We start from the raw sequence: 26,292 nt of genomic DNA on the forward strand, positions 1-26,292 counted from the left end.
TTCGTGTCATGAGTGATCAAACTGTACTTAAACTTCCAGCAGGATACGAGCTGGATCTTCAAGAAGTTCCTTGATGGTAACAAGGAACTGTACAGCATCTTTACCATCGATCATACGGTGGTCATAAGACAGCGCAAGATACATCATAGGACGAATCTCAACTTGTCCATTAACTGCCATAGGTCGTTCCTGAATTTTGTGCATACCCAGAATAGCAGTCTGAGGAGCATTCAGGATTGGAGTAGACATCAGAGAGCCGAATACACCGCCGTTAGTAATGGTGAAAGTACCACCTGTCATATCAGCAATGCCCAATTTACCTTCACGGCCGCGCTTCGCGTATTCACCGATGCTGGATTCTACATCAGCCAGGCTCATAGTGTCGGTATCGCGCAGAATTGGAACAACCAGACCACGATCAGTAGAGACTGCAACACCGATATCGTAGTAACCGTGGTAAACAATATCCGAGCCGTCGATGGAAGCGTTAACATCCGGGAAGCGTTTCAGAGCCTCGGCAGCCGCCTTTACGAAGAAAGACATAAAGCCAAGACGAGTGCCGTTGTGCTTCTTCTCGAACATATCTTTGTATTTCTTACGCAGCTCCATAACCGGCTTCATGTCCACTTCATTGTAAGTGGTCAGCATAGCGGCAGTTTGCTGAGCATCAACCAGACGCTTAGCGATGGTCTGACGCATACGGCTCATTGGAACACGTTTCTCAACACGCTCACCGGCAGCAACATTCACTTCAACGGCAGGAGCTGCAGCAGGTGCCGCTTTAGCAGCGCCGGACTGTACTGCTTTCTGTACGTCTTCTTTAGTGACACGGCCACCTTTACCGGTACCGGTCAGCTTGGCAACATCCAGGCCATTCTCATCAGCCATCTTGCGGGCTGCAGGGCTCAGAATCTTGTCACCAACCTGAACGGTTTCTTCTTCAGAAGCAGAAGGTGCAGCGGCGGAAGCTTCTTCAGCAGGTGCAGCTGTAGTCCCAGCAGCGCCTTCTTCAAAAATTGCGATGACCTCGTCGCTCAACACTGTAGCGTCAAGATCCTTTCTGATCTCTTTAATAACACCATCAGCAGGGGCAACAACTTCCAGAACAACTTTATCAGTTTCGATTTCAACCAGCAGCTCATCACGTGAAACAGCTTCGCCAGGTTGTTTTGCCCAGTTTACGATGGTTCCGTCTGCAACAGATTCAGGGAAGACGGGAGCTTTAATTTCAGTAGCCATGTTCGGTCCTTTCTGGATTGTTCTTTGTTTGCACAAACAAAAAATCTGAGGTGCCCCGCCAGTTAGCAGGGCACGTAATTGATCAATTAAGCGTTAAAAGCATCAGATACCAGCTGTGTCTGCTGTTCAGCATGCACAGAGGTATAACCACAAGCCGGAGCCGCAGATGCAGCACGACCCGCAAACTTCAGTTCATAACCGAAGCCTTTACGGTAGTCATTCAGCACACCACGCATGTGATGCTGACTGCTGTACCAGGCACCCTGATTCATCGGCTCATCCTGACACCAGACAACATCTTCCAAAGCAGGATATTCGGCAACGATCTCTGCCAATTTCTCGGTCGGGAATGGATACAGCTGCTCAATACGGATAATAGCTGTATCTTCGCGCTCATTCTCACGACGGTAATTCGCCAGGTCGTAGTAGACCTTACCGGTCGTCAGAACCAGACGTTTTACCTTGCTTTTATCAATGGTGGCATCCACTTCATTGATAATGGTTTGGAAGCTGCCGTTAGCCAGCTCTTCAAGAGTAGACGTTGCATCTTTATGACGCAGCAAACTCTTAGGTGACATCACAATCAGCGGCTTACGCAGCGGACGAATCACCTGACGACGCAGCATGTGGAAAACCTGAGCCGGCGTAGTCGGAACAACAACCTGAATGTTTTGCTCCGCGCAAGACTGCAGGTAACGCTCTAAACGTGCGGAGGAGTGCTCAGGGCCCTGACCTTCATAGCCATGAGGCAACAGCATAGTCAGGCCGCACAAACGCCCCCATTTGTGTTCACCACTGGTGATGAACTGATCAATTACAACCTGAGCTCCGTTGGCAAAGTCACCGAACTGAGCTTCCCAGATGACAAGAGCATCAGGTTTTGTTGTTGCGTATCCATACTCAAAAGCCAGAACGGCTTCTTCGGATAGATAAGAATCATGAATCGTCATGGTAGGCTGTGACTCAGACAGGTTCTGCAAAGGAACATAAACCTCTCCATCAGCCTGACTGTGAATCACAGCATGACGGTGCGAGAAGGTGCCACGACCGACATCCTGACCGGTAATACGAACCGGGTGGTTCTGGTCCAGAATAGTGGCATAAGCCAGTACTTCTGCAAAACCCCAGTTTACAGGCATAGCACCTGCAGCCATCTTACGACGGTCTTCATAAATTTTATTAACCTGACGCTGAATCTTAACGCCATCCGGGATCTCACCCAGCTTGTTCGCCAAAGCCTGCAGGTGAGTCAGCTCAACAGAAGTATCTGCCTGAGAGGTCCACGCATGACCAAGATAAGGCGTCCAATCAACAAACAGCTCTTTGTTTGGCTCTTTAACCAGGCTGTTTGCTACATGACGGCCATCAACCAGAGCAGAGCGATAGTCTTCCATCCGGTCTTTATCTTCAGCTTCGCTTAATACACCTTCTTCAATCAGCTTCTTAGCATAAAGTGTACGTGTACTTGGCTGCTTGGAAATCTTCTGATACATCAGAGGCTGTGTACCAGATGGCTCATCCGCTTCGTTGTGACCACGACGACGATAACAAACCAGGTCAATCACAACATCACGCTTAAACTGCTGACGATAATCCGCGGCAACCTGAGCAGCATGAATCACGGCCTCAGGGTCATCACCATTAACATGAATGATCGGAGCCTGAACCATCTTCGCAATATCGGTGCAGTATTCGGTAGAGCGGGTATCTTCTGGTTTGCTGGTGGTGAAACCAACCTGGTTATTGATGACAAGGTGAATCGTGCCACCTGTCTTATAGGCACGGGTCTGAGACATCTGGAACGTCTCCATCACCACACCCTGACCAGCAAAGGCTGAATCACCATGAACAACAATCGGCATTACCGCATCACCAGACTGGTCTTTACGACGATCCTGGCGAGCCCGAACAGAACCTTCAACAACCGGAGAGACAATCTCAAGGTGAGACGGGTTGAATGCAAGAGCCAGGTGCACTTCACCGCCGGACGTCATAACATTGGATGAAAATCCTTGGTGATATTTCACATCACCGGAGCCATCATGATTGAGTTTTTTACCTTCAAACTCTTCAAATAGCTCAGCAGGGTTTTTACCCAGAATGTTAACCAGAAGGTTCAGACGCCCACGGTGGGCCATACCGATAACAATTTCTTTTACACCAAATGAGCCAGAGCGCTGAATCAGCTCATCAACCATAGGAATAAAAGATTCACCACCTTCCAGACCAAAACGCTTGGTACCTGGATAGCGGGATGCAAGATAATTCTCCATACCCTCAGCAGCGGTTAAGCGCTCAAGGATATGCTTTTTCGCCTCAACTCCGAATGCCGGAGCTGAACGCACGCTTTCAAAACGCTGTTGTAACCAGCGCTTTTCTTCAGTGTTCACAATATGCATGAACTCTGCGCCGGTGGTGGAGCAGTAGGTCTTCTCCAGCGCTTCGATAATGTCACGCAATGGGGCTTCATCTTTGCCGATAAACAGAGAGCCCGTTTGGAAAACGGTATCAAGGTCAGCGGAAGATAGTTGATGATATGCCAGGTCCAGATCAGCTACCGGCTCACGCTCAAGAAGATTCAAAGGATCAATATTCGCTTTCTGGTGGCCACGGAAGCGGTAAGCATTGATCAGCTGAAGGACACGAACCTGTTTCTTCTCATGCTCAGTACTTACTGAGCCTGCACTGGCGGGAGCAGCTTTGTGCTTGTTTTTAGCAAGCAGATCGAAGTGTTCACGGATGGGGGTAAGGGGGATATCACGGGAACCGGCGCCTTCGGTTCGTGGGAGCTTGTCGAAGTAGTTCCTCCACTCTTCAGGAATTGCATTCGGATCAAGCAAATATTGCTCATAAAGCCCTTCAACGTAGGACACATTGCCTCCGTAGACGTGGGAAGAGCTCCACATCAACTCCATTATGCCTTCTTGCATTCTTAGTCACCCTGCACGAGGAACTTGAAATCCACAATGACCCCTGAGTCTTTTTCAGGTCAAAAAAAAGGTAGCGTGCCTTACCTTCTGCAGATTAGGGTCAAGCCCTGTTCCCCAAGTCGTTTTACATTTGCTAAAGCCGGTACCTTTTGAGCACCGGCTTTAGCGACCACAGGTGTCAGCCTTTTGGCAGACACAATAGCTTTATTATTGTATTGATGAGCTGCGGTATGACTAGGTTGCGTTACGCAACAACATGTCACGGATGTGGCCAATGGCTTTTGTTGGATTCAAGCCTTTTGGACACACACTTACACAGTTCATAATACCGCGACAACGGAATACACTGAACGGATCGTCCAGTTCACTCAGTCGTTCACGAGTCTGAGTATCACGGCTGTCGATCAGGAAACGGTATGCCTGTAGCAGACCGGACGGGCCTACAAATTTATCAGGATTCCACCAGAACGACGGACAGGCCGTTGAACAACATGCACAGAGAATACACTCGTACAATCCATCAAGTTTATCACGATCTTCAGGTGCTTGCAGACGCTCAATAGCCGGAGCAGGAGTGTCATTCAGCAGATAAGGCTTGATGCGTTCATATTGCTTGTAGAACAGAGACATATCAACCACCAGATCCCGAATAACCGGAAGACCTGGCAGAGGACGAATGACCAGCTTATCCGCAGTCACAACTTCAGAAAGAGGTGTGATGCAGGCAAGACCATTCTTACCATTCATATTCATACCATCGGAACCGCAAACACCTTCACGGCAAGAACGACGGTAAGCAAACGTATTATCCTGCTCTTTAATCATGCTAAGAACATCCAACACCATGACGTCAGCGCCTTTAGTGTCGATATTGAACTCCTGCATGTACGGAGCAGAATCTTTTTCCGGATTATAGCGATATACACTAACAACCAGCATTAGGCTAACTCCCGTAAATTAGTAAGTACGTACTTTCGGTTCAAACGTCGGTACAGTTTTTGGTGAGAAATTAACATCACGCTTACCAACACGCTTATCAGCCGGGAAGTACATTGAGTGCTTCAGCCAGTTCTCATCATCACGATCACGATAATCATCACGTGCGTGAGCACCGCGGCTCTCTTTACGGTATTCAGCTGTAATAGCCGTTGCTTCCGCCACTTCAAGCAGGTTATCCAGTTCAAGAGCTTCAATACGCGCGGTGTTAAACGCCTGGGACTTATCGTCCAGCTTCGCATTAGCTATACGCTCACGAAGGGAAGCCAGTTCCTGAATACCTTTCTGCATGTACTCTTCTGTACGGAATACACCGAAATAGTTCTGCATGGTTTGCTGCAGTTCAGCACGTAGAGCAGCTACGCTTTCGCCATCACTGGACTCATTCCAGCGATTCATCCGTGCCATAGCACGTTCGATATCAGCTTCGTTAACATCAGCGTCGGTCAGACCTTCGCTCAAAGCTTTCTCGATATGGATACCCGCAGCACGACCAAATACAACCAGATCAAGCAAAGAGTTACCACCCAGACGGTTCGCACCGTGCACGGAAACACATGCAACTTCACCTACAGCGTACAGACCATTAATGATGTGATCGTTACCGTCTTCGTCCTGGGTCAGCGCCTGACCATGAACATTAGTCGGTACACCGCCCATCATGTAGTGGCAGGTAGGAACAACCGGTACAGGTTCTTTAGTCGGATCCGCATGGGCAAATGTTTTAGACAGCTCACAGATACCTGGCAGGCGCTTATTCAGAACCTCTTCACCCAGGTGATCCAGCTTCAGGAATACATGGTCGCCATTCTCACCACAACCACGGCCTTCCAGAATCTCCATAACCATGGAGCGGGCCACAACATCACGACCGGCAAGGTCCTTCGCGTTAGGCGCATAACGCTCCATGAAGCGCTCACCATCTTTGTTTACAAGATAGCCACCTTCACCACGACAACCTTCAGTAACCAGTACACCCGCACCCGCAATACCGGTTGGGTGGAACTGCCACATTTCGATATCCTGAACAGGAATACCAGCACGCAGAGCCATACCTACACCGTCACCGGTATTGATCAGCGCATTCGTGGTAGACGCGTAAATACGACCTGCACCACCTGTTGCCAGTACAGTCGCGGCTGCTTTAACAAATACGGTTTCGCCAGTCTCGATACACAGCGCGATCACACCACAGATATCACCAGCGTCGTTACGCACCAGATCCACGGCATACCATTCATTCAGAAATACCGTGTTATTTTTCAGGTTAGCCTGATACAGAGTGTGCAGCAGAGCGTGACCGGTACGGTCAGCAGCGGCACAGGTACGAGCAGCCTGACCACCTTCACCGAAGTTCTTAGACTGACCACCGAAAGGACGCTGGTAGATACGACCATTGTCAAAACGGGAGAAAGGCAATCCCATATGCTCCAATTCGAATACCGCTTTAGGGCCTTCGGAACACATGTACTCAATTGCATCCTGGTCACCAATGTAGTCCGAACCTTTTACGGTGTCGTACATGTGCCAGCGCCAATCATCATTCGGATCTGCACTTGCAATCGCACAGGTAATACCACCCTGAGCGGATACCGTGTGAGAACGGGTTGGGAACACTTTTGTAATCAGAGCAGTTTTCTTACCGGATTGCGACAGCTGCAGAGCAGCGCGCATACCGGAACCACCACCACCAACAATGATGGCATCAAAATTCAGTGTACGTAGATTTGCAGTCATTCCTTACGCTCCCCAAAGAACTTGAACACCCCATACCACATAGGTAAAGAGGGCTAGGTTACATACTGCCTGGAAGACAAAACGGATCCCCGTTGGCTTAATATAGTCTGTGGAAATTGTCCACAGACCAATCCAGGCGTGGGCAGCAATAGACAGGATCGTCAGGAACGTAAAGATACGAACCCAGGTTTGCTGAAAGAAACCGGACCACTGCGCGTAATCCAAGTCAGAAGTCGTCAGGAAATAACCAACGATAAAAACGCTGTACAGAGCTAGAACAACCGCACTAAAACGCTGTAACAACCAATCTGACAGGCCGCTACGACCAAAATTCGTTACGTTGGTTACCATACCCACACTCCTGCCAGTACAATCAGAATTACAGAAATCACCAGCGTCAGCTTGGCACCCAGCTGACCCCCTTCCAGTGTTTCACCGATACCTGCATCCATAAACAGATGTTTGATACCTGCTACCACATGGTAGGCCAGTGCGGAAAGAAGTCCCCAGAGTACAAACTTGGCGAATGCACCCTCCTGCAGAGTCTCTTTAACTGCATTGAAGCTTTGCTCTGATTCCAGAGAAGCATCAAAAGCCCAGAACATGAACGCCAGTCCAACAAACAGAATGACGCCCGTGATACGGTGCAGAATCGAAGTATATGCAGGGAGAGGGAGCTTAATAGTTGCTAGATCTAAGTTTACAGGTCTTTTGCTATTCACGGCTCTTACACACTCTCTATGCCCTTTCATAGGGCTTATGGTTTCAGGTGGTTGCATCCTTATATATAGAAGCATAAAAAAGGCAAAAAACCCCATTTCATTAACTTATTTATATAAGGCCGCACCACCGCCAATCGTGCGGCAGGAATTATAGTGACTCGCTATTCTGATTACAATAAAACCAAAGGCATAGCCGGGTCATAATTCCACGAAAACGCCACACGTCCGATGGGTCATTGATTTTAACAACCATTACCTGCTTTACTGCTACCTTTTTGGGTAATTGACAATCCTGCTTATCCTTCTATATTTGTGCAGTCCGCGATTTTGGGCATGGCAAGTATGAATTAACAATTAGAAAGGAGGCCATAATGGCTGACAAGAAAGCGATCCTGACGGTACCAGGGCTTGATGATCCAATTGAACTGCCGATTTATAACGGCACTGTTGGCCCTGACGTTATCGACGTACGCGGCTTGACCTCCAAGGGAATGTTCACCTACGACCCCGGTTTTGTTTCCACAGCATCCTGTGAATCAGAGATCACCTATATTGATGGCGCCAAAGGTGTTCTGCTGCACCGGGGTTATCCGATCGACCAGCTGGCAAAACAGTCTGATTACATAGAACTGTGCTACCTTCTGCTGAACGGCGAACTACCCAGCCCGGAAGATAAGAAAAGTTTTGAGTCCACCATCACCTACCACACCATGGTGCATGAGCAACTGACTCAGTTTTTTAAAGGCTTCCGCCGTGATGCACACCCCATGGCAATCTTATGCGGCGTTGTTGGCGCTCTGTCTGCGTTCTATCATGACTCCCTGGATATCAAAAATCCACGGGACCGCGAAGTATCTGCATTCCGCTTAATCGCTAAAATGCCGACGATTTCCGCAATGTGCTACAAATACTCAACCGGCCAGCCGTTTGTCTATCCACGCAACGATCTGAGCTATGCAGAAAACTTCCTGCATATGATGTTCAGCACCCCTTGTGAAGAATACGTACCGAATCCTGTGCTGGCAAAAGCCATGGATCGCATCTTTATGCTCCATGCCGATCATGAGCAAAACGCTTCAACATCAACCGTACGCCTTACCGGCTCCACGGGTGCAAATCCTTTCGCTTGTATTGCGGCAGGCATTGCAGCGCTATGGGGACCTTCCCATGGTGGAGCAAACGAAGCTGTCCTGACTATGCTGGATGAGATTGGCGAAGACTCTGAAGACAATATTCAGCGCTTTATTGCCAAAGCGAAAGATAAAGATGATCCATTCCGCCTGATGGGCTTTGGTCATCGCGTTTATCGCAACTTCGACCCTCGTGCAAAAGTAATGAAAGAAACCTGCGACGAAGTTCTGAAAGAACTTGGTCTGGAAAACGACCCTCAATTACATATTGCCAAGCGCCTTGAAGAGATCGCCCTTGAAGATGAGTACTTTGTGAAGCGCCAGCTATACCCTAACGTAGACTTCTACTCCGGCATTATCCTTAAAGCAATAGGCATCCCAACTAACATGTTCACTGTGATTTTCGCATTGTCACGCACTGTTGGCTGGATCTCCCATTGGAAAGAAATGGTAAGCGGCGACAACAAAATTGGCCGCCCTCGCCAGCTGTACAAAGGTTCCGATATGCGCGATTATCCTGCTAAATAAGCAAAAATCGGTTCCAAAAAAGGGCTGCTTTGCAGCCCTTTTTTATTATCAGAAACAGTATTCTTATCACAGCAAGAAAGAGGAATAACAACAATGACACTTAACCTCGCATTTATCGGCCTGGGCGTTATGGGCTACCCAATGGCAGGCCACCTGGCAAGCGCAGGTCACAAGGTCTGCGTGTATAACAGGACCTCCAGCAAAGCAAAGCAATGGACCGAAACTTTCGGCGGTAGCTTTGGCACAACACCTGCTGAGGCCGCTAAAGATGCTGACATTGTATTTTGCTGTGTCGGTAATGACGATGATGTACGCAGTGTCACCATTGCCGAAAATGGCGTTATTGAAAGCATGAAAGCCGGCAGTATTCTGATCGACCATACAACAGCCTCAGCAGAGCTTGCCATTGAACTCGATACCGCATGCCGTAGAGCTGGCTTACACTTTATCGATGCCCCTGTATCCGGCGGCCAGCAAGGAGCTGAGAACGGTAAATTAACGATCATGTGCGGTGGTGAAGACACTGTTTTCGAGAAGACCGAAGCCATCATGTCGAGCTATGCGCAGGCCGTCACCCTAATGGGTGCAGCCGGAGCAGGTCAACTCACCAAAATGGTCAACCAGATCTGTATAGCCGGACTGGTACAAGGCCTGTCTGAAGGGCTCTACTTTGCCGAAAAGGCCGGACTCGACCAGAATAAAGTTATTGATGTGATTTCCAAAGGCGCAGCAGGCTCCTGGCAGATGGTCAACCGACACCAAACCATGATCAGCGATCAGTATGAACACGGCTTTGCGGTGGACTGGATGCGCAAAGACCTTGATATCTGTCTAAACCAGGGACGTAAGATTCAGGCTAAACTACCGGTCACCGCACTTGTTGACCAGTTCTACAGCGAAGTACAGGCAATGGGTGGCGGGCGCTGGGATACGTCCAGTTTGCTAAAACGCCTGAAAGCGACCGATTAAATACTTTTTTATGTAATTTCCAGATACAATTTTAAGTGTACAATTTAGCTTTTTGATTTTATAAGGTGTTTTCTTTCCACGAAAACAAATTAGCCATTCAGACAAAGAGGATTTGATACCTTGGCAACGGAGACCCCCAACGCACAACAGGACAATCAATCTGAGCCACAGGGCCAGCTATTGACCAAACCTGAAAGCATTTACGGGCTTCTCAACCGCCTGAAAGATCATCATATCCCGCTAAAATTACACTTTAATACGGTCGAAGGTGTGTATAGCACCATTATTCTGAAAGTCGACCTGAAAAACCGCCACTTTATTATCGATCAGGTTACCCCTAACTGGGGTGACAGAATGATGGCAAAAAGTGGCGCGTTTATGTTTGAAGCCTACTATGACGGCTGCAGAATAGCGTCATCGACCCTGAAAGCAGCAGGAAAAGGGATCCAGGATGGACAAGCCATCTACAAGATTCCTTTTCCTGACGAGCTCGATTATTTTCAGCGCCGACAGTTTTATCGGGCCCAAATCCGCCGCGGAGTTATTATTGATGCTATTCTGGACTCGAAAGACTTTGCAAAACCCATTGTCGGCGAACTGAAAGACATCTCCGCCCAGGGCTGCCAGATTGAGATAGACGGCGATTACCGGGACACTCTTGGCAACCAAATCGTTCTTGACGCCTGTTCAATAACCTTCCCTAATCAGCTATCGATCAGCACCGCAATTCAGGTTCGCCATGTTGGTTATGATGACAAAAAGGATCGCTCAAGTTGCGGCTGCCTGTTTGTCGATCTCCCGCCAATGGAAGAGCGCAAAGTTTCCTACGCCGTTGCCGAAATACAACGGGAAGTTGCCCGTCGCTCCAGTGATGGCAGTGCCCGTTACATCTCCCCTCTTTATGAACCAAAGCCCATTGAAGAAAATGAAGATGAAGGCAGTGCAGGGACTACCGGCAAAAAAAACAAAAGCAAAACATCAGGTACAGCGACCGATAGCGACAACAAGGCTACCGACGGCTCCGTAAAAGAACAGATTGAGGATAGCGCTCTTCAGACCGGTATTAATGAGCTTAAACAGCAGAAAGAGAAAGCAAAACTGCAGGAACTTTTCAAAGAGTTCCGTATTTACCACACAAACGCTATTGCCGCTGTTAAAGGTCTTTTAGCCCAGGTTAAGCAGAAAACAACTCTTAAACTACAGCCTGCAATCGAAATATCAGAACAGCTGGCAAACGCCCTGGAGCAAAACCCACATGTTTTGCTGGCACTAACAACCCTGCGCGATGCTCAGGACTATATTCCCCAGCACAGCGTCAGCTTTGGCATTCATTTGGCTCACTTTGCCAAAAGCATGGGTTATCAGGGCAAGCTTGCAGACCTTATCTACGCAGGTCTTCTACATGATATAGGCAAGGCTACTTTACCCAGTATGGTTGTATTCAAGCCCGACAGGCTGAATGCCCAGGAGTTGAAAAGCATGCAACGGCATGTCATCACAACCCACAAGGCTCTCACGGAAGCATCGGACAACATTCCGAAAGAGGTAATCGCTGTTGTACTGGGCAACACAGAAAGACTTGATGGCTCAGGCTATCCCCGCCAGCTCAAGGCTGACAAAATATCAGGCCTTGCCCGAATGGCTGGTATTGTTGATGCCTACGATGCCATGACGACGGATCGTAACTACGCAAAAGGTGTATTGCCAGCTCTGGCGTTTAAAACACTCATGAATAGCGATAAGCAGTTTGACAGGCTAATGGTACAACGCTTTATCAAATGCATTGGGCTTATGCCCGTAGGTTCTTTTGTTCGCCTGTCCAGTAACAAGCTAGGCTTTGTTCTGACACTGGATGAGGAAACCTCTAAACCCGCAATGGTTCGTGTCATTTACGATGCCGACAAAAAACAACTTATTACGCCAGACGATTTTGATTTAACCGATCCGGTCAGCTCCGCCAGTGTCGGCACCATTGTTCGTCCGGAAGACCCCGCCAAATACTTTGTTAACAGATTACTGATGATGGACTAAAAGGCTTAAGCGGAAGAAGGCTTAAGAAAAAGGGATGGTACAGGCAGGCTCTTTCGGATACAGAAGCTATATTTCAGGCATAAAAAAACCGCCCATCAGGCGGTATCGTTATCTCTTTTCAACTCAATCTTCAGTAGAAAAGTGGCGTCCCATAGGGGGTTCGAACCCCTGTTACCGCCGTGAAAGGGCGGTGTCCTAGGCCACTAGACGAATGGGACGCATAACACTTCAAAATCACACACTTACCGGTATGATTTCAAAAGAGACAAGAGATTGGTGGAGCCTAGCGGGATCGAACCGCTGACCTCAACACTGCCAGTGTTGCGCTCTCCCAGCTGAGCTAAGGCCCCATCTCAGGTACGGGACGAATAATACTGATCCGCCCCGCACTGGTCAATACTTTTTTTCTAAAAAAACGGCATTTTTTAAGAAAACTTATACTGACAAATCAACCGGTTAGCCAGAAAGGCTTATCCGGCAAAAGAATTAGCTTACTGGTTTAACACAGCAAACTCTTTTTCCAGCTTCTTGGTTTGCTTTTTGGAAACACCACCCAGAACGTCAACCGCATGACGAAGGCGGGCACGGGTCATATCCGGGCCAATAATTGCCATGGAATCCAGAACTGAAGAAGAGGTTGCAGAACCGGCAATAGCGACAAAGATCGGCTGCAGGAACTCTTTGATTTTCACATCAAAGTGATCTGCAAGCATCTTCACATCTGCAAAGATATTATCTTTATTCCACTCACGGAGTGCTTCCATCTGCCATAACGTGAACTGCAGCTGCTTCACAACATCTGCTTTTTCCGTCTTGATGTGGGCAAAGCTCTCCTCATTGATTGGCAACATGCCAGAGAAGAAGAAACCTGCCAGTGGTGCGATATCACTAAAGGTTTCCACCCGCCCCTTAATCTGAGGAATGATCTGGCTGACGTACTCAGGATTAAAGGCCCACTTCATCACTTCCTGCATAAACTGTTGATCATCCAGTGTCTCACGGATGTATAAACCATTCAGCCAGGACAGTTTCTCAACATCAAAGACCGGACCACCCAATGAAACCCGCTGAATATCAAAGTTTTCAATCATCTCATCCAGCGAGAAGCGCTCACGCTCATCCGGCATCGACCAACCCATTCGCCCCAGATAATTCACAACCGCCTGAGGCAAGAAGCCCATACGACGATAGAAATTGATTGAAGTCGGGTTCTTACGCTTAGACAACTTCGATTTATCCGCATTACGCAACAATGGGAAATGACACAAAACCGGCATATCCCAACCGAAATACTCATACAGCAGCTTGTGCTTAGGTGCCGAGTTGATCCATTCTTCGCCACGAAGCACATGGGTGATCTTCATCAGATGATCATCCACCACGTTTGCAAGGTGATAGGTCGGCATGCCATCTGCCTTCAACAGGATCTGACAGTCGATCTGTCCCCAGTCGATCTCAATCGTGCCACGTAACATATCGTCAACCTGACAGACACCTTCCTCCGGTACGCACATGCGAATCACGTAAGGTGCATCAGCCGCTTCACGGGCGGCCACTTCCTCAGCAGGCAACGCCAAATCGCTTTGTTTCAACGCGGTATGCTTGCCTTCAGCTTTACGGGCTTCGCGCAGTTCATTCAGCTCTTCACTGGTACGATAACAGCGGAATGCCTTACCTTCTTTCTCCAGGCGATAAGCATAGTCTGCATACATATCCTTACGCTCAGACTGTCGGTATGGGCCGTATTCTCCACCAACATCCGGCCCCTCATCCCAGTCGAGGCCCAACCAACGCAGGGAGTCAAAGATCATCTGTTCCGAATCTGCACTGCTGCGGGTCTGGTCAGTATCTTCAATACGCAGAATAAATTTACCGCCGTGCTTTCTGGCAAAAGCCAGATTAAACAAAGCAATATAAGCAGTACCAACATGGGGATCACCGGTTGGTGATGGAGCAATACGGGTGCGAACAGTCATGGTTTTCCGTTCTATCCTGTGATGATGAATGGGAAAAATAATTGCTGACAATTATAGTCTAGGGACTGCCAGACCAACAGCCCTTCGGGCCAGTTATCAGGCCTCTGCAGATAAAACTTTACGTTTATTCCGCAGAGTTAAGAGTGCTAAAGGAATCATAGTTAGCGATCACAAGCGCCTGGCAGCCATCTGCTTACAGACGCCGATGCAACCAACTGGACAGCTGCTGACGTACTTCAACAAAGCGGCTGACTTTGAGTTCCGCCACGATAATACCTTCACCGGTTTCAAGCTCAGCCAGCTTCTCTCCCCAGGGATCAAGAGTCATGGTGTGCCCCCAGGTTTTACGGCCACTTTCATGATGACCACCCTGTGCCGGAGCCAGCAGAAAACATTGATTCTCTATCGCACGGGCTTTCAGCAACACCTCCCAATGGGCGCGCCCGGTTGGCACCGTAAAGGCTGAAGGCACAATCAGAAGATCGACATTATCCAGCCCACGGAAAAGCTCAGGAAAGCGAAGATCGTAGCAAATACCAAGGCCAACTCTCCCCCAGGGCGTATCAAAACAGATCGGTTGCGTGCCCGCTTCAATACTGGCAGATTCGTTATAACACTCCTCACCTTTTTGAAAACTGAACAGATGAATCTTGTCATAACGGGCGATGCACAAACCTTCAGAGTCAAAAACCAGCGTTGTATTGGTGACATGATCGCTCTGCCGGCCTTTTAACGGCAGGGATCCGGCCACAAGCCAGATATTAAGCTTACGGGCAAGGCTCGCCAAACGTTGCTGAATCGGCCCATCACCATAAGTCTCAGCGATCTCAAATTTGGCTCGTTCATCATGATGCAGCAGAGTAAAATACTCCGGCAAAGCAATCAGTTGTGCCCCCTGCTCCGCCGCCTGAGTCACCCAGTATTCTGCCCGTTTCAGATTCTGTTCCAAATCTTCACCGGAAACCATCTGCACGCCTGCTACTTTAAAATCCGCCAACATCATTTTTACCTTTTTTTATCCACCGCCACCGTCCCACGACTCTTTCAGCGGAGGCCAATTCATCAGAAAGCTAATTCATAGAAAAGCCCCCTGAAATACAAAGTCATTTAATGTGCCGCAGTATAACAATAGCTTTGCCCCTCGGCACAGCAAGGGTTCTTGCGTACAATGGTTGGTTTTGACGTTATTGGCCGGACGGCTCACCTCAATAATAAACGCTGGCCCGACAGAAACTGGATACGAATTTGACCTCACAACAAAACCCACGACTAAACTTTAAAGGTCTTATGGCGGCCTGCTTCAATCGCCGGATGCTGGTCACCTTTGTCATGGGCTTTTCAAGCGGCATGCCACTGCTACTCACCATATCAGTACTTCAGGTCTGGATGCGCCAGGAGGGTGTCGACCTTTCAACCATAGGTTTAATGGCTCTGGTCGGCTTGCCCTATACTCTGAAGTTCGTCTGGGCGCCGTTTTTAGATCGTTTTACCCTGCCCTTTCTGGGCCGTCGTCGCGGTTGGTTGCTACTGATTCAACTCCTGCTTGCATTTTCTATCGCAAGCCTTGGTTTGTCTGACCCTGCCTCATCCCCCTGGCTGATCGCTTTTCTGGCCTTGTTAGTCACCTTCTTCAGCGCCAGCCAGGATATTGTCATTGATGCCTATCGCCGAGAGCATCTGCATGAAAATGAATTGGGTATGGGTTCCAGCCTCTACGTCTACGGTTACCGTACCGGCATGCTACTGGCTTCCGGTGGAGGGCTCGTCCTGGCAGACAGCATCGGCTTTGCAGCGGTTTATATGCTGATGGGGCTTTGCATGGGTATCGGCATGGTAACCACTCTGATGGCCCCGGAACCTCAGATTGAAGCCGCACCACCTTCCAGCCTGAAAGCCGCAGTGGTTGAACCCTTCAAAGAGTATTTCACCCGGGATAGCGCCTGGACTATTCTGCTATTTATTCTGCTTTATAAGCTGGGGGACACTCTAGCCAGCGCCATGACCAGCCCTTTCTATGTGGACTTAGGATTCAGTTCCGAAGAGATTGGTTACACGGTTAAACTGTTTGGTTTCTGGGCGACACTGATAGGGGCTTTTTTAGGCGGTGCCCTGATCATCCGGTTAGGTATTTATCGCGCGCTATGGTTATTCGGCATCCTGCAAATGGCCAGTACCGCCGGCTTTGCACTTCTTGCGGAAGTGGGTTACAACCTGAATGCACTGGCCGCAGTGATAGGCTTCGAAAACCTGACCGCAGGAATGGGCACCGCTGCCTACATGGCCTTTATGGCATCCCTGACAGACAAACGTTTTACAGCAACTCAGTACGCACTACTCACCAGCCTGATGGGAGTTCCCCGTACGCTGATCTCGGCACCCAGTGGCTTTCTTGCCGAAGCTGTTGGCTGGACGGAGTTTTTTATTCTTTGCACTCTGATCGCGCTACCTGGCCTTTGGCTGCTGCGCCACTTCTCTGACTGGCATGGCCATAGTGATCAGAAGCAGAGATATCCTGGAACAAATAACAAATACTCAGCCTCTGATACAAGCCAGCTAAAGCCACAGACTGATAATAAGCTCTCTATAAAAAATAAGACCTCTGTTAAAAATGCCGTAAACTCGGGAAGAAGGAACCAGGGATATGATTAAGCAGGATGTTGAGAAGACCATTAGCCATGCTTTAAACTGTTGCCAACAATCCGGTGTACGCCTGACTCCAAAACGGGAAAAGGTTCTGCGTGTTTTGCTGGAAGCCAATAACCCCCTATCAGCTTACGACGTGGTTGAGCAGTTTCGGGAGGATTACTCCGAAAATCTACCGGCTATGAGTGCCTACCGAATTCTTACCTTTCTGCTCGACAACGGTTTCGTGCATAAGCTGGAAACCACTAATCAGTTTCTGGCCTGTCATCATATTCGCTGCGATCACCCCCACCAGCCGCCTAAGTTTCTGATTTGCGATCAGTGTAATACTGTAAAAGAGTTAAGCCTAAGCCCGGACACACTGAATGAACTTAATCGCGGCATTGAAGAAGCGGGCTTTACTCTAGTAAGGCGACAGCTGGAACTCCATGGCCTGTGTGATCAGTGCCAAAAAGACACCAAGGTTTGATTAAACGAACAGAAAAAGGCCTCGATTGAGGCCTTTCTATCTATGGACAGGTTTAATAAGCCTGCTCAGATTAAAATCAGATACCATAATCCCGCTCGACTTTAGCAATTCTCAGCTTAAAGGAGGCGTACCACTTTTCATGCCCCAGTCGCTGTGCTTCCTTGTGTTCCGCATTCTGCTTCCAATATTTAATCGAATCGAGATTTTCCCAGTAAGATACAGTAATACCTAAGCCATCCCGCACCGACTCCACCCCCAGAAACCCGGGCTGCTCAGCAGCCAGTTCAACCATGCGATCCGCCATCGCGCCATACCCATCATCACTTTCGGTTCTCTGGTTAGTAAAAATTACCGCGTAATAGGGTGGTTGCGGTGTTTGAGCAATATCAGACATATTCTTTTCCAGAAATGAGGTTAAAAACAGGCCGGAGCCTAAGCACCGAGCAGCGGTAAATGCTTAACCGAATGATATCTCAGGGCCAGTTGCAGACAGTGTTTTACAGCCGTCTCCGGCAGAGGCTCAGATAGCGGTAAAACGATAGCACGATTACCTTCAAAAACCAGGCTGTCGCGATACAACTCTTTAAAGGTCTCAATCAGACGCGTTTTGCAGTTGAAAAAAAGATAATACTGATCCGGTGCTTTTTCCTTCCAGTCCATTCGGACAGGGCTACCGGATTTCACGTGAAAACTTGGTTCCCCCCACTTTAAAGTCTGTTCAACCTCACCCACCTCTAACTTTGAAGCGGTCCTTATGATCAGGTCACGGAGCTCCAGCAGCCTTACCCGAACCTGATCCGGGTATTGATCAAGATGCAGACTGACGACATCACTCATTGCTTTACTCCATACCTTGCGTCACCGGCAAACTCTGAGGTCACAATATTCAGGTGTTCATCAGCCGTCGGTGGCTCAAAAAATGCAGTCACCTGATGAAACACCGCTTCGGTATCAAAGGCTGCCTGCTCCGGTTGCTCAAGGCGGCGTTGGGCGATCTGTTTCAGACACTGCTCATCGCTCAGATCCAGCCAGATCATCTGATGCTCGCAGCCTGCTTCACGACAAAGGTTCAGAAACCAACTTCGCTGACGCATAGTATTGGCCGGAAAATCCATCACCACATCTGCCCCTGTTGCCAGAATATTATGCACGAGTTGTTTGATAAACGGGCGGATCAGCGCGGAATATTTCAGGTAATCATCAAAGCTCTTAATCTGGCCTGAGTAATGGGTTGCAAGCCATTCATCTTCAGATAACAGCACTGCCTGCTGGTCAGCGGCTAGTTGCCTTAAATCCGGGTAAGAAAACGACAAAAGCCGGAGTGGTATCACTCCGGCTTGAGAGGTTCAGGAAAACAAGCCATCCTGAAAATGGTGTTCATCAGGCATCCTGCTGTCCACGATCATACTCTTCCTGGGCATCCTGCCATGCATCCGACATAGACTGATAGGCTTTATTGAAGCCGTTTCTCATTTCAGACCAGGCTCCTTTACTGCTTTCTTTCATACTGCCATACCATTCAGACAGCTGATTCCGCTCCTGGCGCAACTCCCGGAGAGCAGCCTGAGTTTCTTTACGAGCAGGCTTACTTAACTGATCCCAGCGATTATCAATCTGAGCTTCCAGCTGATTGATGCGCTCATCAGCCCGTTGCATTACTTGCCTGGCCGTTTGAACAGCCTCCTGCTGTTGATCCTCAGTATAAGCCTGTAGGGTTTCGACAACGTCAGCTGTTTCCTGCCTGATATCCTGGGCAGTAACGTTAGTATCTTCTTTATTGGCCGCCATAGAAAAAGACGCCACAGACAATAACAAAAAAGAAGTAATAATTTTAAAAATGTTATTTGTAAATATCATGTAATAGACTCCATTATTCATCAATTAAATTCAGATATGATAAAAAAACAATTAATCATCTGAAACGTTTTGATGCGGAGTCCATGGCTTCTGAGAGAGACTCTTTAGCCAGCTCCAGACCTGATTTGACATCGCTCCAAGCGTCATCGCTGGAATTACGAAGCTCTTCAAACTTGCTGGATACTGCTTCCTGCTTGGTTTTTAGCTGTTCGATCTGCTCATAGTACTCAACCTGGGCAGAAGCATTGGCCTGATCTGCTTTAGATTTGAGCTTATCGATATCAGCTTTCCACTCGTCAAGCTGGGCTTCAACCTTTTGTTGATAGGCTTCCTTCTTACTCATGATTCAATTAACTCCTTTGCCACGATCTCATATAAATATATTAGATATAAAATATAAAAGTGACTAGCTAACTGAGAATTTACCTTATCAAGGATCGAAATATGATAAGAAGCTTGATAACTACCCTAACATAAAAAAACGGGGTTCTGTCAAATCAGAACCCCGTTATATTTATTAATATTTAAAATATAAATTATGCTATTAGAAAACTAAATATTAATCTCTGAAATTTTGATACTGAAGCGGAATATCCAACTCAGACTGGCGGAGAAAGGCGATCACCTGTTGCAGGTCATCACGCTTTTTACCGGCAACCCGTACCTGATCCCCCTGAATAGCAGCTTGCACTTTCAGCTTTTCATTTTTGATCATTTTGACGATTTTACGTGCCGTATCAGTATCGATACCTTCCTGAAGAGTGACAATCGCCTTAGCTGTTTTGCCACTTTCAATGACATCGCCAACCTCCATACATTTAACATCAACTTCACGGCGGATCAGTTCTGCCTGCAGCATATCAACCATCTGACGTACCTGAAATTCAGACTCAGATACCACTTCCACCACATTTTCTTTACGCAAAAACTTAGCATCAACCCCTTTAAAATCGAAGCGATTTTTCACCACGCGATTAGACTGATCCACAGCGTTGGTCACCTGATGCATATCCAATTCTGACACCACATCAAAAGATGGCATGTTTGTCTCCTTAATAATTCTGTCTGCAGGCATTATACTTGCGCCCCTGTTTCTGCCAACTGGATAAATTGCATGAGTCAAACACACTGGACGGTATTGGGTGCGGGTTCGCTGGGCTGCCTTTGGGCGGGCTATCTGAATCAGGCCGGATTCCCGGTAACCCTACTGCACAGAGAAGGGGTTGCAGCACCTGAATCCCTGAATCTGACACGTTTTCAGGCTGAGCAGGCAACAGCATTTGAAGCAAGACTGACAACAGCATCTGCCTGCCCGGAAAAATCGATTAGCCGACTGGTTGTCGCCACAAAAGCCCATGATGCTCTGAATGCCGTGGCAGGTATTAAACATGCGCTAACCGACAACGCCTGTATTGTCCTCCTGCAAAACGGCATGGGGTCTCAGCAAGCTGTAGCAGAGCAATACCCTGAGTTTGCTATTATCGCAGTGTGTATTACTGATGGCGCGTACCGAACAGGCCCCGGGCATGTCATCCATGCCGGTCAGGGGGTCAGCCGTGTCGGGGCTCTGAATAAAGCAGGCCAAAAGGTCTGGCGGCAAGTGGTTGAAGATCTTGAGCAAACAGATCTTATTATCGAAGCCTGTGAAGATATTAATCAGGCGCTGTGGAATAAACTGGCAATCAATATCGCTATTAACGGCCTGACAGCATTGGATCAGTGTCTGAACGGTGAATTGATGCAGCCTGAGCGTTATCAGCGGGTCAGCCTGCTCTGTCAGGAAACAGAGGCCGTGATGAAAGGTCTGAAGCTACAACTACCGGAACAGGGACTGCTGCAACTGGCAACGGATGTCATTGAAGGTACGGCGAAAAACCGCTCCTCCATGCTGCAGGACACCCTGCGGGGTAAAATCACCGAGATCGACTATATCAACGGTTATCTGGTACAGCAGGCAGAACGCCTGAATATTGAAGTGCCGGAAAGCCTGAGTATCTACCGCGATGTAAAACAACGCTTCAATCAGCCGTCCTCATAGGGCGGCTTCTGACTCAACTGATCCAGTTGCTGTAAACCTTCTTCGATAATCTGGCGGGCTAAAGCGAACAGCTCAGGACGGCCTTGCTTTAACACCTGAAGCATCGCATATTTTTCCGGCAGGTAAAGCGCTGCAAACTCAGGATCACGCTCAGCGATTGTGTTGGTATTATCGATGATATCTGCCAGCTTAATCGTTTTTGCCCGTTTATCAGCCTGCTGAAGCTGCATTCGATCAAGCAACTTCCGCTCCGCACGTTCGAGGTCATCACTGTGTGGCCCCGAAGTCAGCTGCTCCACCAAAAGAGCAACCTCATCACCAAACAGCTGTCGAATCTCATCCAGATCCACATCTGTGTCTTCCACGACATCATGCAACCATGCCGCAGCCAAAACTTCTGGCTCCGGCAGAAACTCTGCCACACGTTCAGCAACAGCCTGTGGATGAACAATATAATCCTCATTGGTATAACGACGAACCTGCTCATGCCGGCCATGGGCATCTGAAGCAAATTGACGGGCTCGCTCCACCAGAGGGTGCTGCATAGCACTCGCACGCACCGTACCCCTGCGCCCCGTCTCCTCCACAGATGGAGCAGTATTCTGCTCCACATGGTTCAGCACATCGGCCGAGGACTTCGATGAGTTCGTTGATTTCATTCTGCCTCCGGATACCCCGGCAGTATGGGCTACCGGGGAAAGCTCATATATCAATATAAACCACGTAGCATTAGCCCGTGTTACGTAAACCGGCAGCAATGCCAGCCATAGTGACCATCAATGCCTGCTCGACCTGTCCATTACCCGGCTGAGAACGGTCCCGTTGTAATAACTCCGCCTGCAAAACATGCAGAGGATCGATATAAGGATTACGTACCCGCACAGCTTCAGCAATCAAGGGCATATGTTCCTGCAGTGTCTTGCGATCACGGATCTGCATAACGGTCTGCTTCAGGTTATCCAGGCGCGCACAGAGTACATCACCCAGAGGGTGCAATTTTTCCGGTACCAACTTTTTCTCATAATAACGGGCAACATTGGCATCAGACTTAGTCAGTACCATTTCTAACATATCCATATAGGTGGTAAAAAATGGCCACTTCTCCATCATTTCCCGTATTAAAGGCAGTTCACCTTCCTGAACCGCATCAGACAGAGCTATATCACTGCCCAGCCAAGCGGGCAACATCAGACGGATCTGAGTCCAGGCAAAAATCCACGGAATCGCCCGTAGGCTTTCCACACCACCGTCAGCCCGACGTTTAGCCGGCCGACTTCCCAACGGTAGCTTTGCTAACTCCTGTTCAGGTGTAATCGCGCGAAAATAGGGAACGAAATCCGGTACATCCCGCACCTGATGACGATAACTTTGCAATGCGCGCTCAGCCAGCAAATTCATCTCTTCACGCCACAAAGCTTTAACCGAGGGCGGCGGCTGAAGTGTGGCCTCCAGCACAGCGGAAACATAAATTTCCATACTCCGTTGTGCGATATCCGGCAAACCAAACTTAAAGCGTATCATTTCACCCTGTTCGGTTACCCTAAGACTGCCACTGACAGAACTTGGGGGTTGAGCCAAAATTGCCGAGCGGGCCGGACCACCGCCACGACCGACCGTGCCACCGCGACCATGGAAAAGTGTCAGATGGACGCCGTGGCGTTTACAAACTTTCACCAGTTCTTCCTGGGCACGATACTGTCCCCAGGCTGCAGCAAGCTGTCCCGCATCTTTAGATGAGTCCGAGTAACCGATCATGATCTCCTGCTCACCGCGAATCCTGTCCTGATACCACTCAATGCGCATCAGGCTACCGATGACCTCCGAGGAACGATCCAGATCATCCAGCGTCTCAAACAGAGGCACAACCCTCATAGGGAAAGGGCAACCACACTCTTTCAGAAGCAGGTGCACCGCTAAAACGTCCGAGGCATGATGCGCCATGGAGATCACATAGCTGCCAAGGGCTTCTTCGGACTGCTGAGCCACAACCCGGCAGGTATCAATCACTTCCTGGACATCAGCAGAGGGCTGCCAGTTATGAGGAATCAAAGGGCGGCAAGAGCGTAGCTCTGTCAGCAAAAAGTGCTGCTTTTCAGGCTCACTCCAGCTGCGGTAATCCCCCAGGTCCAGGGCCTGACAGATCTCTGCGATCACATCTGCATGGCGACCTGAATCCTGACGAATATCCAGTTTGAGCAGATTAAGACCAAAGCAACTGGCTCTTCGTAAGGTATCCAGCAAAGCACCTTTCGCAATACGGGACATACCGCAATCGATCAGGCTTTGGTAACAAAGCTTAAGGGGGGCTTTCAGCTCTTCGGTATCAATCAGTACAGCATCCGGCCGCTCGTCGCGACTATGGCCATCCAGCTGGTCTTCAATCCATTCCTGAGTCACCTGCAGGCGACGACGCAAACCACGCAGCAGTACGCGGTATGGCTCTTTGGTTTCCTCACCCACTTCGGCGCGCAGACCATCATTACACTGCCACATGGAGAGTTCGTTCAGCAGCTGATCTATATCACGCAAATAGAGGTCCGCTGCCATCCAGCGGGCTAACAAGAGGACTTCCTGCGTCACCTTCGCGGTTACATTGGGATTGCCGTCACGGTCGCCACCCATCCAGGAAGCGAAACGAATCGGCGAACAGTCCAAGGGCAGCGAACGCCCCGTTGTCGCTTTCAATCCCTGGTTCAGGTAGCGATAAAATTCAGGAACCGCCTGCCAGAGCGAGTTCTCAATAACCACAAAGCCCCACTTGGCTTCATCCACAGGCGTTGGTCGCTGATGTCGGATCTCATCGGTATGCCAAGCCTGTTCCACCAGCTGACGAATACGGTTTTGTATTTTCTCCCGCTGATCGAGATAGAGACTTTCATTTTCCAGCTGATCAAGATTATCTGCGATAGCATCATATTTCTGGATCAGTGTACGACGGTTCACCTCAGTGGGGTGAGCGGTCATCACCAGATCAATACGCATATCGGTAATGGTCTGCCAGATCTCCTCCGGCGAAATGCTCTGGGTCGCCAGGTGGTTAAACAATGTCACAATAGAGTGTTGCTCAAGCGCTTCGTAGTTCTCTGTTTTGCGATACCTGGCACGGTAATGCTGCTCTGCAATATTCGCAAGATTCAGAAACTGGTTAAAAGCCCTTGCCACCGGTAATAGCTCATCATCAGAAAGATTACTGAGGTAATCCTGCAAGCTGTTGTCAGAGTGATCACCCACCCGATCCGCTTTTGCCAGATGGCGGATGGTTTCGATCTTTTCTAAAAATTCATCACCCAGATGATGGCTGATGGTTTGCCCTAAATAGTCGCCCAGCTCTCGCACATTATCACGCAACGACTCATGTAACTGATTCATGGGCTACCTCCATGATGTCCGGAAAATTCATACCACGGGAAGATGTAATGACCGAGCCCGTAAATATTTTTTACTACGTTTGCATACCATTTACTACGTTTAAAAACTAAATGTCACTGGTTACTTTGCCCAATCTGGGCCATCTTTAAGGTGTCGTTATTGGACAGCTTTAATATCTGGGTCGCCGTGGGGAGCAAACTTATGAGATTTAATGAACTGGTACATAACTGGAAAAGCAATGACACCGGAGCAATTACCGAGGAGTTGTATAGCATTCGATTGCCGGTTGAGGATGCGGCCCGATTACAGGCGCTGGCAGAACTTTTTCCACGACGACCGCCAGAGCTATTATTGGCTGATCTGATTAAAGTAGCATTGGACGAGGTGGAGGGGCGCTTCCCTTACGAGAAAGGCACCAGGGTTGTGGCCCATGATGAAGAAGGTGATCCGATCTATGAAGACAAAGGCTTAACTCCCCGCTTTCTTGAACTGAGTCGTCACTATCTGAAAGAACATACCAAGCTTAAAGCTGCAGGTTAGTTTAGCTTCAGAGCAAACAGCTTCATCACCCGAAAACGAATAGTAAACTGTTTTATCACCGCCTTTCTCCCTTAGGCGGTATTTTCCCGCAGGATCACTGCGGGGCTTGCCATGTAGGCCGTCTGCCCTGAATCTTCGGAATCAGGATACCAGACGGTCAATTTTTACATCAGACTGACCAAACCTTCTATTCAGACAGAACTTGCGTCTCCAGCAACTTGGCTTCATCCCACCAGAGATCCATCTGTTTCAGGTCCACATCATCAAAATGGAGACCTGCCTTCTGTAGCTGTAACTCAACATAAGCAAAACGGAATTCAAATTTCCGATTCGTTCCTCTTAATGCACTTTCCGGGTCCTTCTTCAGGTAACGACTGAGATTGGTTGCCGCAAACAGAAGGTCACCAAACTCCTTCTGAGCTTCCTGCAGGTTATTTGCTGCTACCGCCTCTTCTACCTCTTCCAGTTCCTCGCGGACTTTTTCCAGCACGCCCTGAATATCCGGCCAGTCAAAACCTACCTTAGAGGCTTTTTTCTGAATCTTGGCAGCCCGGGTTAAAGCAGGCAGGCCAACAGGAATATCCGCCAGAATCGAAGGTTTATCTGGCAAGCGACCCGTGGATTCAGTCACAGCCTTGTTCGCCTTCTCTGCTGCCTTAATTTCCTCCCAGCGCTGACTGACCTGAGCTTTATCAACTTCTGTTGACGCCATAGCGCTATCATTGACAGGATACAGTTTACCCTCAGCAAAAACATGGGGATGACGTCGTACCATTTTGGTCACCAACTGATCAGCCACATCATCCAGATTGAACCAACCTTTCTCATCAGCCATCTGACTGTAGTAGATCACCTGGAACAGAAGGTCACCCAGTTCTTCCTTAAGATGATCCCAATCTTCACGCTCAATGGTATCGGCTACTTCGTATGCCTCTTCCAGGGTGTATGGCACTATGGTGGCAAAGGTTTGCTCTTTATCCCAGGGACAACCATTTTCCGGATCGCGCAGGCGCGCCATCAGATAGGTCAGGTCCTTTATGCTATATCGACCCGGGTTTTCAGATGACTCAGGCTGAGTATTGGTAACTGGCTTTTGGCTCATAACAGGTGGCTCTTGA

At 48.7% G+C, this 26,292-nt stretch carries 24 protein-coding genes and 2 tRNA genes; 7 read left to right on the forward strand and 19 right to left on the reverse strand.

The genetic code is table 11. The annotated features are described in order from the left end of the window. Positions 1 to 27: 27 nt before the first annotated feature. The 6 genes from odhB to sdhC all read right to left on the reverse strand — a co-directional run bounded on the left by odhB (position 28) and on the right by sdhC (position 7,720). Complete coding sequence (gene odhB, locus BTA35_RS02195; RefSeq protein ID WP_077242782.1) at positions 28 to 1,239, reverse strand: 2-oxoglutarate dehydrogenase complex dihydrolipoyllysine-residue succinyltransferase; 1,212 nt, start codon at positions 1,237 to 1,239, stop codon at positions 28 to 30. 86 nt (positions 1,240 to 1,325) lie between these two features. Beyond that, complete coding sequence (locus BTA35_RS02200; RefSeq protein ID WP_077242783.1) at positions 1,326 to 4,169, reverse strand: 2-oxoglutarate dehydrogenase E1 component; 2,844 nt, start codon at positions 4,167 to 4,169, stop codon at positions 1,326 to 1,328. A 234-nt stretch (positions 4,170 to 4,403) separates the two neighbouring features. Continuing rightward, complete coding sequence (locus BTA35_RS02205) at positions 4,404 to 5,105, reverse strand: succinate dehydrogenase iron-sulfur subunit (protein ID WP_274378414.1); 702 nt, start codon at positions 5,103 to 5,105, stop codon at positions 4,404 to 4,406. 21 nt (positions 5,106 to 5,126) lie between these two features. Further along, positions 5,127 to 6,902, reverse strand: a complete 1,776-nt coding sequence (sdhA, locus tag BTA35_RS02210; RefSeq protein ID WP_077242785.1) for a succinate dehydrogenase flavoprotein subunit — start codon at positions 6,900 to 6,902, stop codon at positions 5,127 to 5,129. A gap of 3 nt (positions 6,903 to 6,905) precedes the next feature. Next, a complete protein-coding gene (sdhD, locus tag BTA35_RS02215; RefSeq protein WP_077242786.1) occupies positions 6,906 to 7,253 on the reverse strand; it encodes a succinate dehydrogenase, hydrophobic membrane anchor protein in 348 nt (115 codons plus the stop codon). Then, positions 7,247 to 7,720, reverse strand: a complete 474-nt coding sequence (sdhC, locus tag BTA35_RS02220) for a succinate dehydrogenase, cytochrome b556 subunit (protein WP_338012991.1) — start codon at positions 7,718 to 7,720, stop codon at positions 7,247 to 7,249. Before sdhC ends, sdhD begins: the two co-directional genes overlap by 7 nt. 275 nt (positions 7,721 to 7,995) lie before the next feature. Here sdhC and gltA point away from each other — a divergent pair, with 275 nt between their 5' ends. From gltA to BTA35_RS02235, 3 genes are all read left to right on the forward strand, one after another. Further along, the gene (gltA, locus tag BTA35_RS02225; RefSeq protein ID WP_077242788.1) at positions 7,996 to 9,282 is read left to right on the forward strand and encodes a citrate synthase; all 1,287 of its coding nucleotides are present in this window, start codon (positions 7,996 to 7,998) and stop codon (positions 9,280 to 9,282) included. A gap of 84 nt (positions 9,283 to 9,366) precedes the next feature. Further along, positions 9,367 to 10,251: an NAD(P)-dependent oxidoreductase gene (locus tag BTA35_RS02230; protein ID WP_338012996.1), complete on the forward strand. Its 885-nt coding sequence runs from the start codon at positions 9,367 to 9,369 to the stop codon at positions 10,249 to 10,251. A gap of 120 nt (positions 10,252 to 10,371) precedes the next feature. After that, positions 10,372 to 12,282, forward strand: coding sequence for an HD domain-containing phosphohydrolase (locus tag BTA35_RS02235; protein ID WP_077242790.1), 1,911 nt, complete (start codon positions 10,372 to 10,374; stop codon positions 12,280 to 12,282). Positions 12,283 to 12,424: 142 nt separating this feature from the next. Here BTA35_RS02235 and BTA35_RS02240 read toward each other — a convergent pair. The 4 genes from BTA35_RS02240 to BTA35_RS02255 all read right to left on the reverse strand — a co-directional run bounded on the left by BTA35_RS02240 (position 12,425) and on the right by BTA35_RS02255 (position 15,258). Continuing rightward, a tRNA-Glu gene (locus tag BTA35_RS02240) sits at positions 12,425 to 12,500 on the reverse strand. A 56-nt stretch (positions 12,501 to 12,556) separates the two neighbouring features. Continuing rightward, positions 12,557 to 12,632: transfer RNA gene (locus tag BTA35_RS02245), tRNA-Ala, on the reverse strand. Between the two features lie 141 nt (positions 12,633 to 12,773). Next, on the reverse strand, positions 12,774 to 14,258 hold the full coding sequence (gene gltX, locus BTA35_RS02250) for a glutamate--tRNA ligase (protein ID WP_077242791.1): 1,485 nt from the start codon (positions 14,256 to 14,258) through the stop codon (positions 12,774 to 12,776). A 193-nt stretch (positions 14,259 to 14,451) separates the two neighbouring features. Continuing rightward, a complete protein-coding gene (locus tag BTA35_RS02255; protein WP_202931151.1) occupies positions 14,452 to 15,258 on the reverse strand; it encodes a carbon-nitrogen hydrolase family protein in 807 nt (268 codons plus the stop codon). 245 nt (positions 15,259 to 15,503) lie between these two features. Between BTA35_RS02255 and BTA35_RS02260 the strand changes: the two genes are divergently transcribed. Continuing rightward, the gene (locus tag BTA35_RS02260; RefSeq protein WP_238377467.1) at positions 15,504 to 16,907 is read left to right on the forward strand and encodes an AmpG family muropeptide MFS transporter; all 1,404 of its coding nucleotides are present in this window, start codon (positions 15,504 to 15,506) and stop codon (positions 16,905 to 16,907) included. Continuing rightward, the gene (locus tag BTA35_RS02265; protein WP_077242794.1) at positions 16,900 to 17,370 is read left to right on the forward strand and encodes a transcriptional repressor; all 471 of its coding nucleotides are present in this window, start codon (positions 16,900 to 16,902) and stop codon (positions 17,368 to 17,370) included. Before BTA35_RS02260 ends, BTA35_RS02265 begins: the two co-directional genes overlap by 8 nt. A gap of 76 nt (positions 17,371 to 17,446) precedes the next feature. Here the strand turns inward: BTA35_RS02265 and BTA35_RS02270 are convergent, their stop codons facing one another. The 6 genes from BTA35_RS02270 to BTA35_RS02295 all read right to left on the reverse strand — a co-directional run bounded on the left by BTA35_RS02270 (position 17,447) and on the right by BTA35_RS02295 (position 20,269). Then, positions 17,447 to 17,764 (reverse strand): antibiotic biosynthesis monooxygenase family protein, encoded by a 318-nt coding sequence (locus BTA35_RS02270; protein WP_077242795.1) that lies wholly within the window; start codon positions 17,762 to 17,764, stop codon positions 17,447 to 17,449. A 38-nt stretch (positions 17,765 to 17,802) separates the two neighbouring features. Continuing rightward, on the reverse strand, positions 17,803 to 18,207 hold the full coding sequence (locus BTA35_RS02275; RefSeq protein WP_077242796.1) for a DUF1801 domain-containing protein: 405 nt from the start codon (positions 18,205 to 18,207) through the stop codon (positions 17,803 to 17,805). Further along, complete coding sequence (locus BTA35_RS02280; protein ID WP_274378409.1) at positions 18,204 to 18,701, reverse strand: P-loop nucleotide/nucleoside kinase family protein; 498 nt, start codon at positions 18,699 to 18,701, stop codon at positions 18,204 to 18,206. The genes BTA35_RS02275 and BTA35_RS02280 overlap by 4 nt, the downstream gene beginning before the upstream one ends. Before the next feature lie 49 nt (positions 18,702 to 18,750). Next, complete coding sequence (locus tag BTA35_RS02285) at positions 18,751 to 19,158, reverse strand: sll1863 family stress response protein (protein ID WP_139363603.1); 408 nt, start codon at positions 19,156 to 19,158, stop codon at positions 18,751 to 18,753. A 124-nt stretch (positions 19,159 to 19,282) separates the two neighbouring features. Then, complete coding sequence (locus BTA35_RS02290; RefSeq protein ID WP_077242799.1) at positions 19,283 to 19,570, reverse strand: sll1863 family stress response protein; 288 nt, start codon at positions 19,568 to 19,570, stop codon at positions 19,283 to 19,285. Between the two features lie 216 nt (positions 19,571 to 19,786). Further along, positions 19,787 to 20,269, reverse strand: coding sequence for a YajQ family cyclic di-GMP-binding protein (locus BTA35_RS02295; RefSeq protein WP_077242800.1), 483 nt, complete (start codon positions 20,267 to 20,269; stop codon positions 19,787 to 19,789). Positions 20,270 to 20,341: 72 nt separating this feature from the next. On the opposite strand from BTA35_RS02295, the gene BTA35_RS02300 reads away from it, so the two are divergent. Continuing rightward, positions 20,342 to 21,265, forward strand: coding sequence for a ketopantoate reductase family protein (locus BTA35_RS02300; protein ID WP_077242801.1), 924 nt, complete (start codon positions 20,342 to 20,344; stop codon positions 21,263 to 21,265). Here BTA35_RS02300 and BTA35_RS02305 read toward each other — a convergent pair. Both BTA35_RS02305 and ppc read right to left on the reverse strand, forming a co-directional pair. Further along, positions 21,250 to 21,924 carry an HD domain-containing protein gene (locus BTA35_RS02305; RefSeq protein WP_202931153.1) on the reverse strand — a complete coding sequence of 225 codons (675 nt, stop codon included), beginning with the start codon at positions 21,922 to 21,924 and terminating at the stop codon, positions 21,250 to 21,252. The two genes, BTA35_RS02300 and BTA35_RS02305, sit on opposite strands and share 16 nt — an antisense overlap. Before the next feature lie 70 nt (positions 21,925 to 21,994). Continuing rightward, entirely contained in the window at positions 21,995 to 24,634 is a 2,640-nt protein-coding gene (ppc, locus tag BTA35_RS02310; RefSeq protein WP_077242802.1) for a phosphoenolpyruvate carboxylase, read from the reverse strand. 201 nt (positions 24,635 to 24,835) lie between these two features. On the opposite strand from ppc, the gene BTA35_RS02315 reads away from it, so the two are divergent. Then, positions 24,836 to 25,174, forward strand: a complete 339-nt coding sequence (locus BTA35_RS02315) for a hypothetical protein (RefSeq protein ID WP_077243357.1) — start codon at positions 24,836 to 24,838, stop codon at positions 25,172 to 25,174. A gap of 187 nt (positions 25,175 to 25,361) precedes the next feature. Here BTA35_RS02315 and mazG read toward each other — a convergent pair whose 3' ends face one another. After that, the gene (gene mazG, locus BTA35_RS02320) at positions 25,362 to 26,276 is read right to left on the reverse strand and encodes a nucleoside triphosphate pyrophosphohydrolase (protein WP_077242803.1); all 915 of its coding nucleotides are present in this window, start codon (positions 26,274 to 26,276) and stop codon (positions 25,362 to 25,364) included. Positions 26,277 to 26,292 lie beyond the last annotated feature (16 nt).

Origin of the sequence: Oceanospirillum linum (genome assembly GCF_001995095.2) — a bacterium.
Classification (GTDB): domain Bacteria; phylum Pseudomonadota; class Gammaproteobacteria; order Pseudomonadales; family Halomonadaceae; genus Oceanospirillum; species Oceanospirillum linum.

Coding starts and splice junctions, on each gene's coding strand:
- odhB (WP_077242782.1), bottom strand. CDS start 1,239: ATGGCTACTGAAATTAAAGCTCCCGTCTTCCCTGAATCTGTTGCAGAC.
- BTA35_RS02200 (WP_077242783.1), bottom strand. CDS start 4,169: ATGCAAGAAGGCATAATGGAGTTGATGTGGAGCTCTTCCCACGTCTAC.
- sdhA (WP_077242785.1), bottom strand. CDS start 6,902: ATGACTGCAAATCTACGTACACTGAATTTTGATGCCATCATTGTTGGT.
- sdhD (WP_077242786.1), bottom strand. CDS start 7,253: ATGGTAACCAACGTAACGAATTTTGGTCGTAGCGGCCTGTCAGATTGG.
- sdhC (WP_338012991.1), bottom strand. CDS start 7,720: ATGGGGTTTTTTGCCTTTTTTATGCTTCTATATATAAGGATGCAACCA.
- gltA (WP_077242788.1), top strand. CDS start 7,996: ATGGCTGACAAGAAAGCGATCCTGACGGTACCAGGGCTTGATGATCCA.
- gltX (WP_077242791.1), bottom strand. CDS start 14,258: ATGACTGTTCGCACCCGTATTGCTCCATCACCAACCGGTGATCCCCAT.
- BTA35_RS02255 (WP_202931151.1), bottom strand. CDS start 15,258: ATGTTGGCGGATTTTAAAGTAGCAGGCGTGCAGATGGTTTCCGGTGAA.
- BTA35_RS02265 (WP_077242794.1), top strand. CDS start 16,900: ATGATTAAGCAGGATGTTGAGAAGACCATTAGCCATGCTTTAAACTGT.
- BTA35_RS02270 (WP_077242795.1), bottom strand. CDS start 17,764: ATGTCTGATATTGCTCAAACACCGCAACCACCCTATTACGCGGTAATT.
- BTA35_RS02275 (WP_077242796.1), bottom strand. CDS start 18,207: ATGAGTGATGTCGTCAGTCTGCATCTTGATCAATACCCGGATCAGGTT.
- BTA35_RS02285 (WP_139363603.1), bottom strand. CDS start 19,158: ATGGCGGCCAATAAAGAAGATACTAACGTTACTGCCCAGGATATCAGG.
- BTA35_RS02290 (WP_077242799.1), bottom strand. CDS start 19,570: ATGAGTAAGAAGGAAGCCTATCAACAAAAGGTTGAAGCCCAGCTTGAC.
- BTA35_RS02295 (WP_077242800.1), bottom strand. CDS start 20,269: ATGCCATCTTTTGATGTGGTGTCAGAATTGGATATGCATCAGGTGACC.
- BTA35_RS02300 (WP_077242801.1), top strand. CDS start 20,342: ATGAGTCAAACACACTGGACGGTATTGGGTGCGGGTTCGCTGGGCTGC.
- BTA35_RS02305 (WP_202931153.1), bottom strand. CDS start 21,924: ATGAAATCAACGAACTCATCGAAGTCCTCGGCCGATGTGCTGAACCAT.
- ppc (WP_077242802.1), bottom strand. CDS start 24,634: ATGAATCAGTTACATGAGTCGTTGCGTGATAATGTGCGAGAGCTGGGC.
- BTA35_RS02315 (WP_077243357.1), top strand. CDS start 24,836: ATGAGATTTAATGAACTGGTACATAACTGGAAAAGCAATGACACCGGA.
- mazG (WP_077242803.1), bottom strand. CDS start 26,276: ATGAGCCAAAAGCCAGTTACCAATACTCAGCCTGAGTCATCTGAAAAC.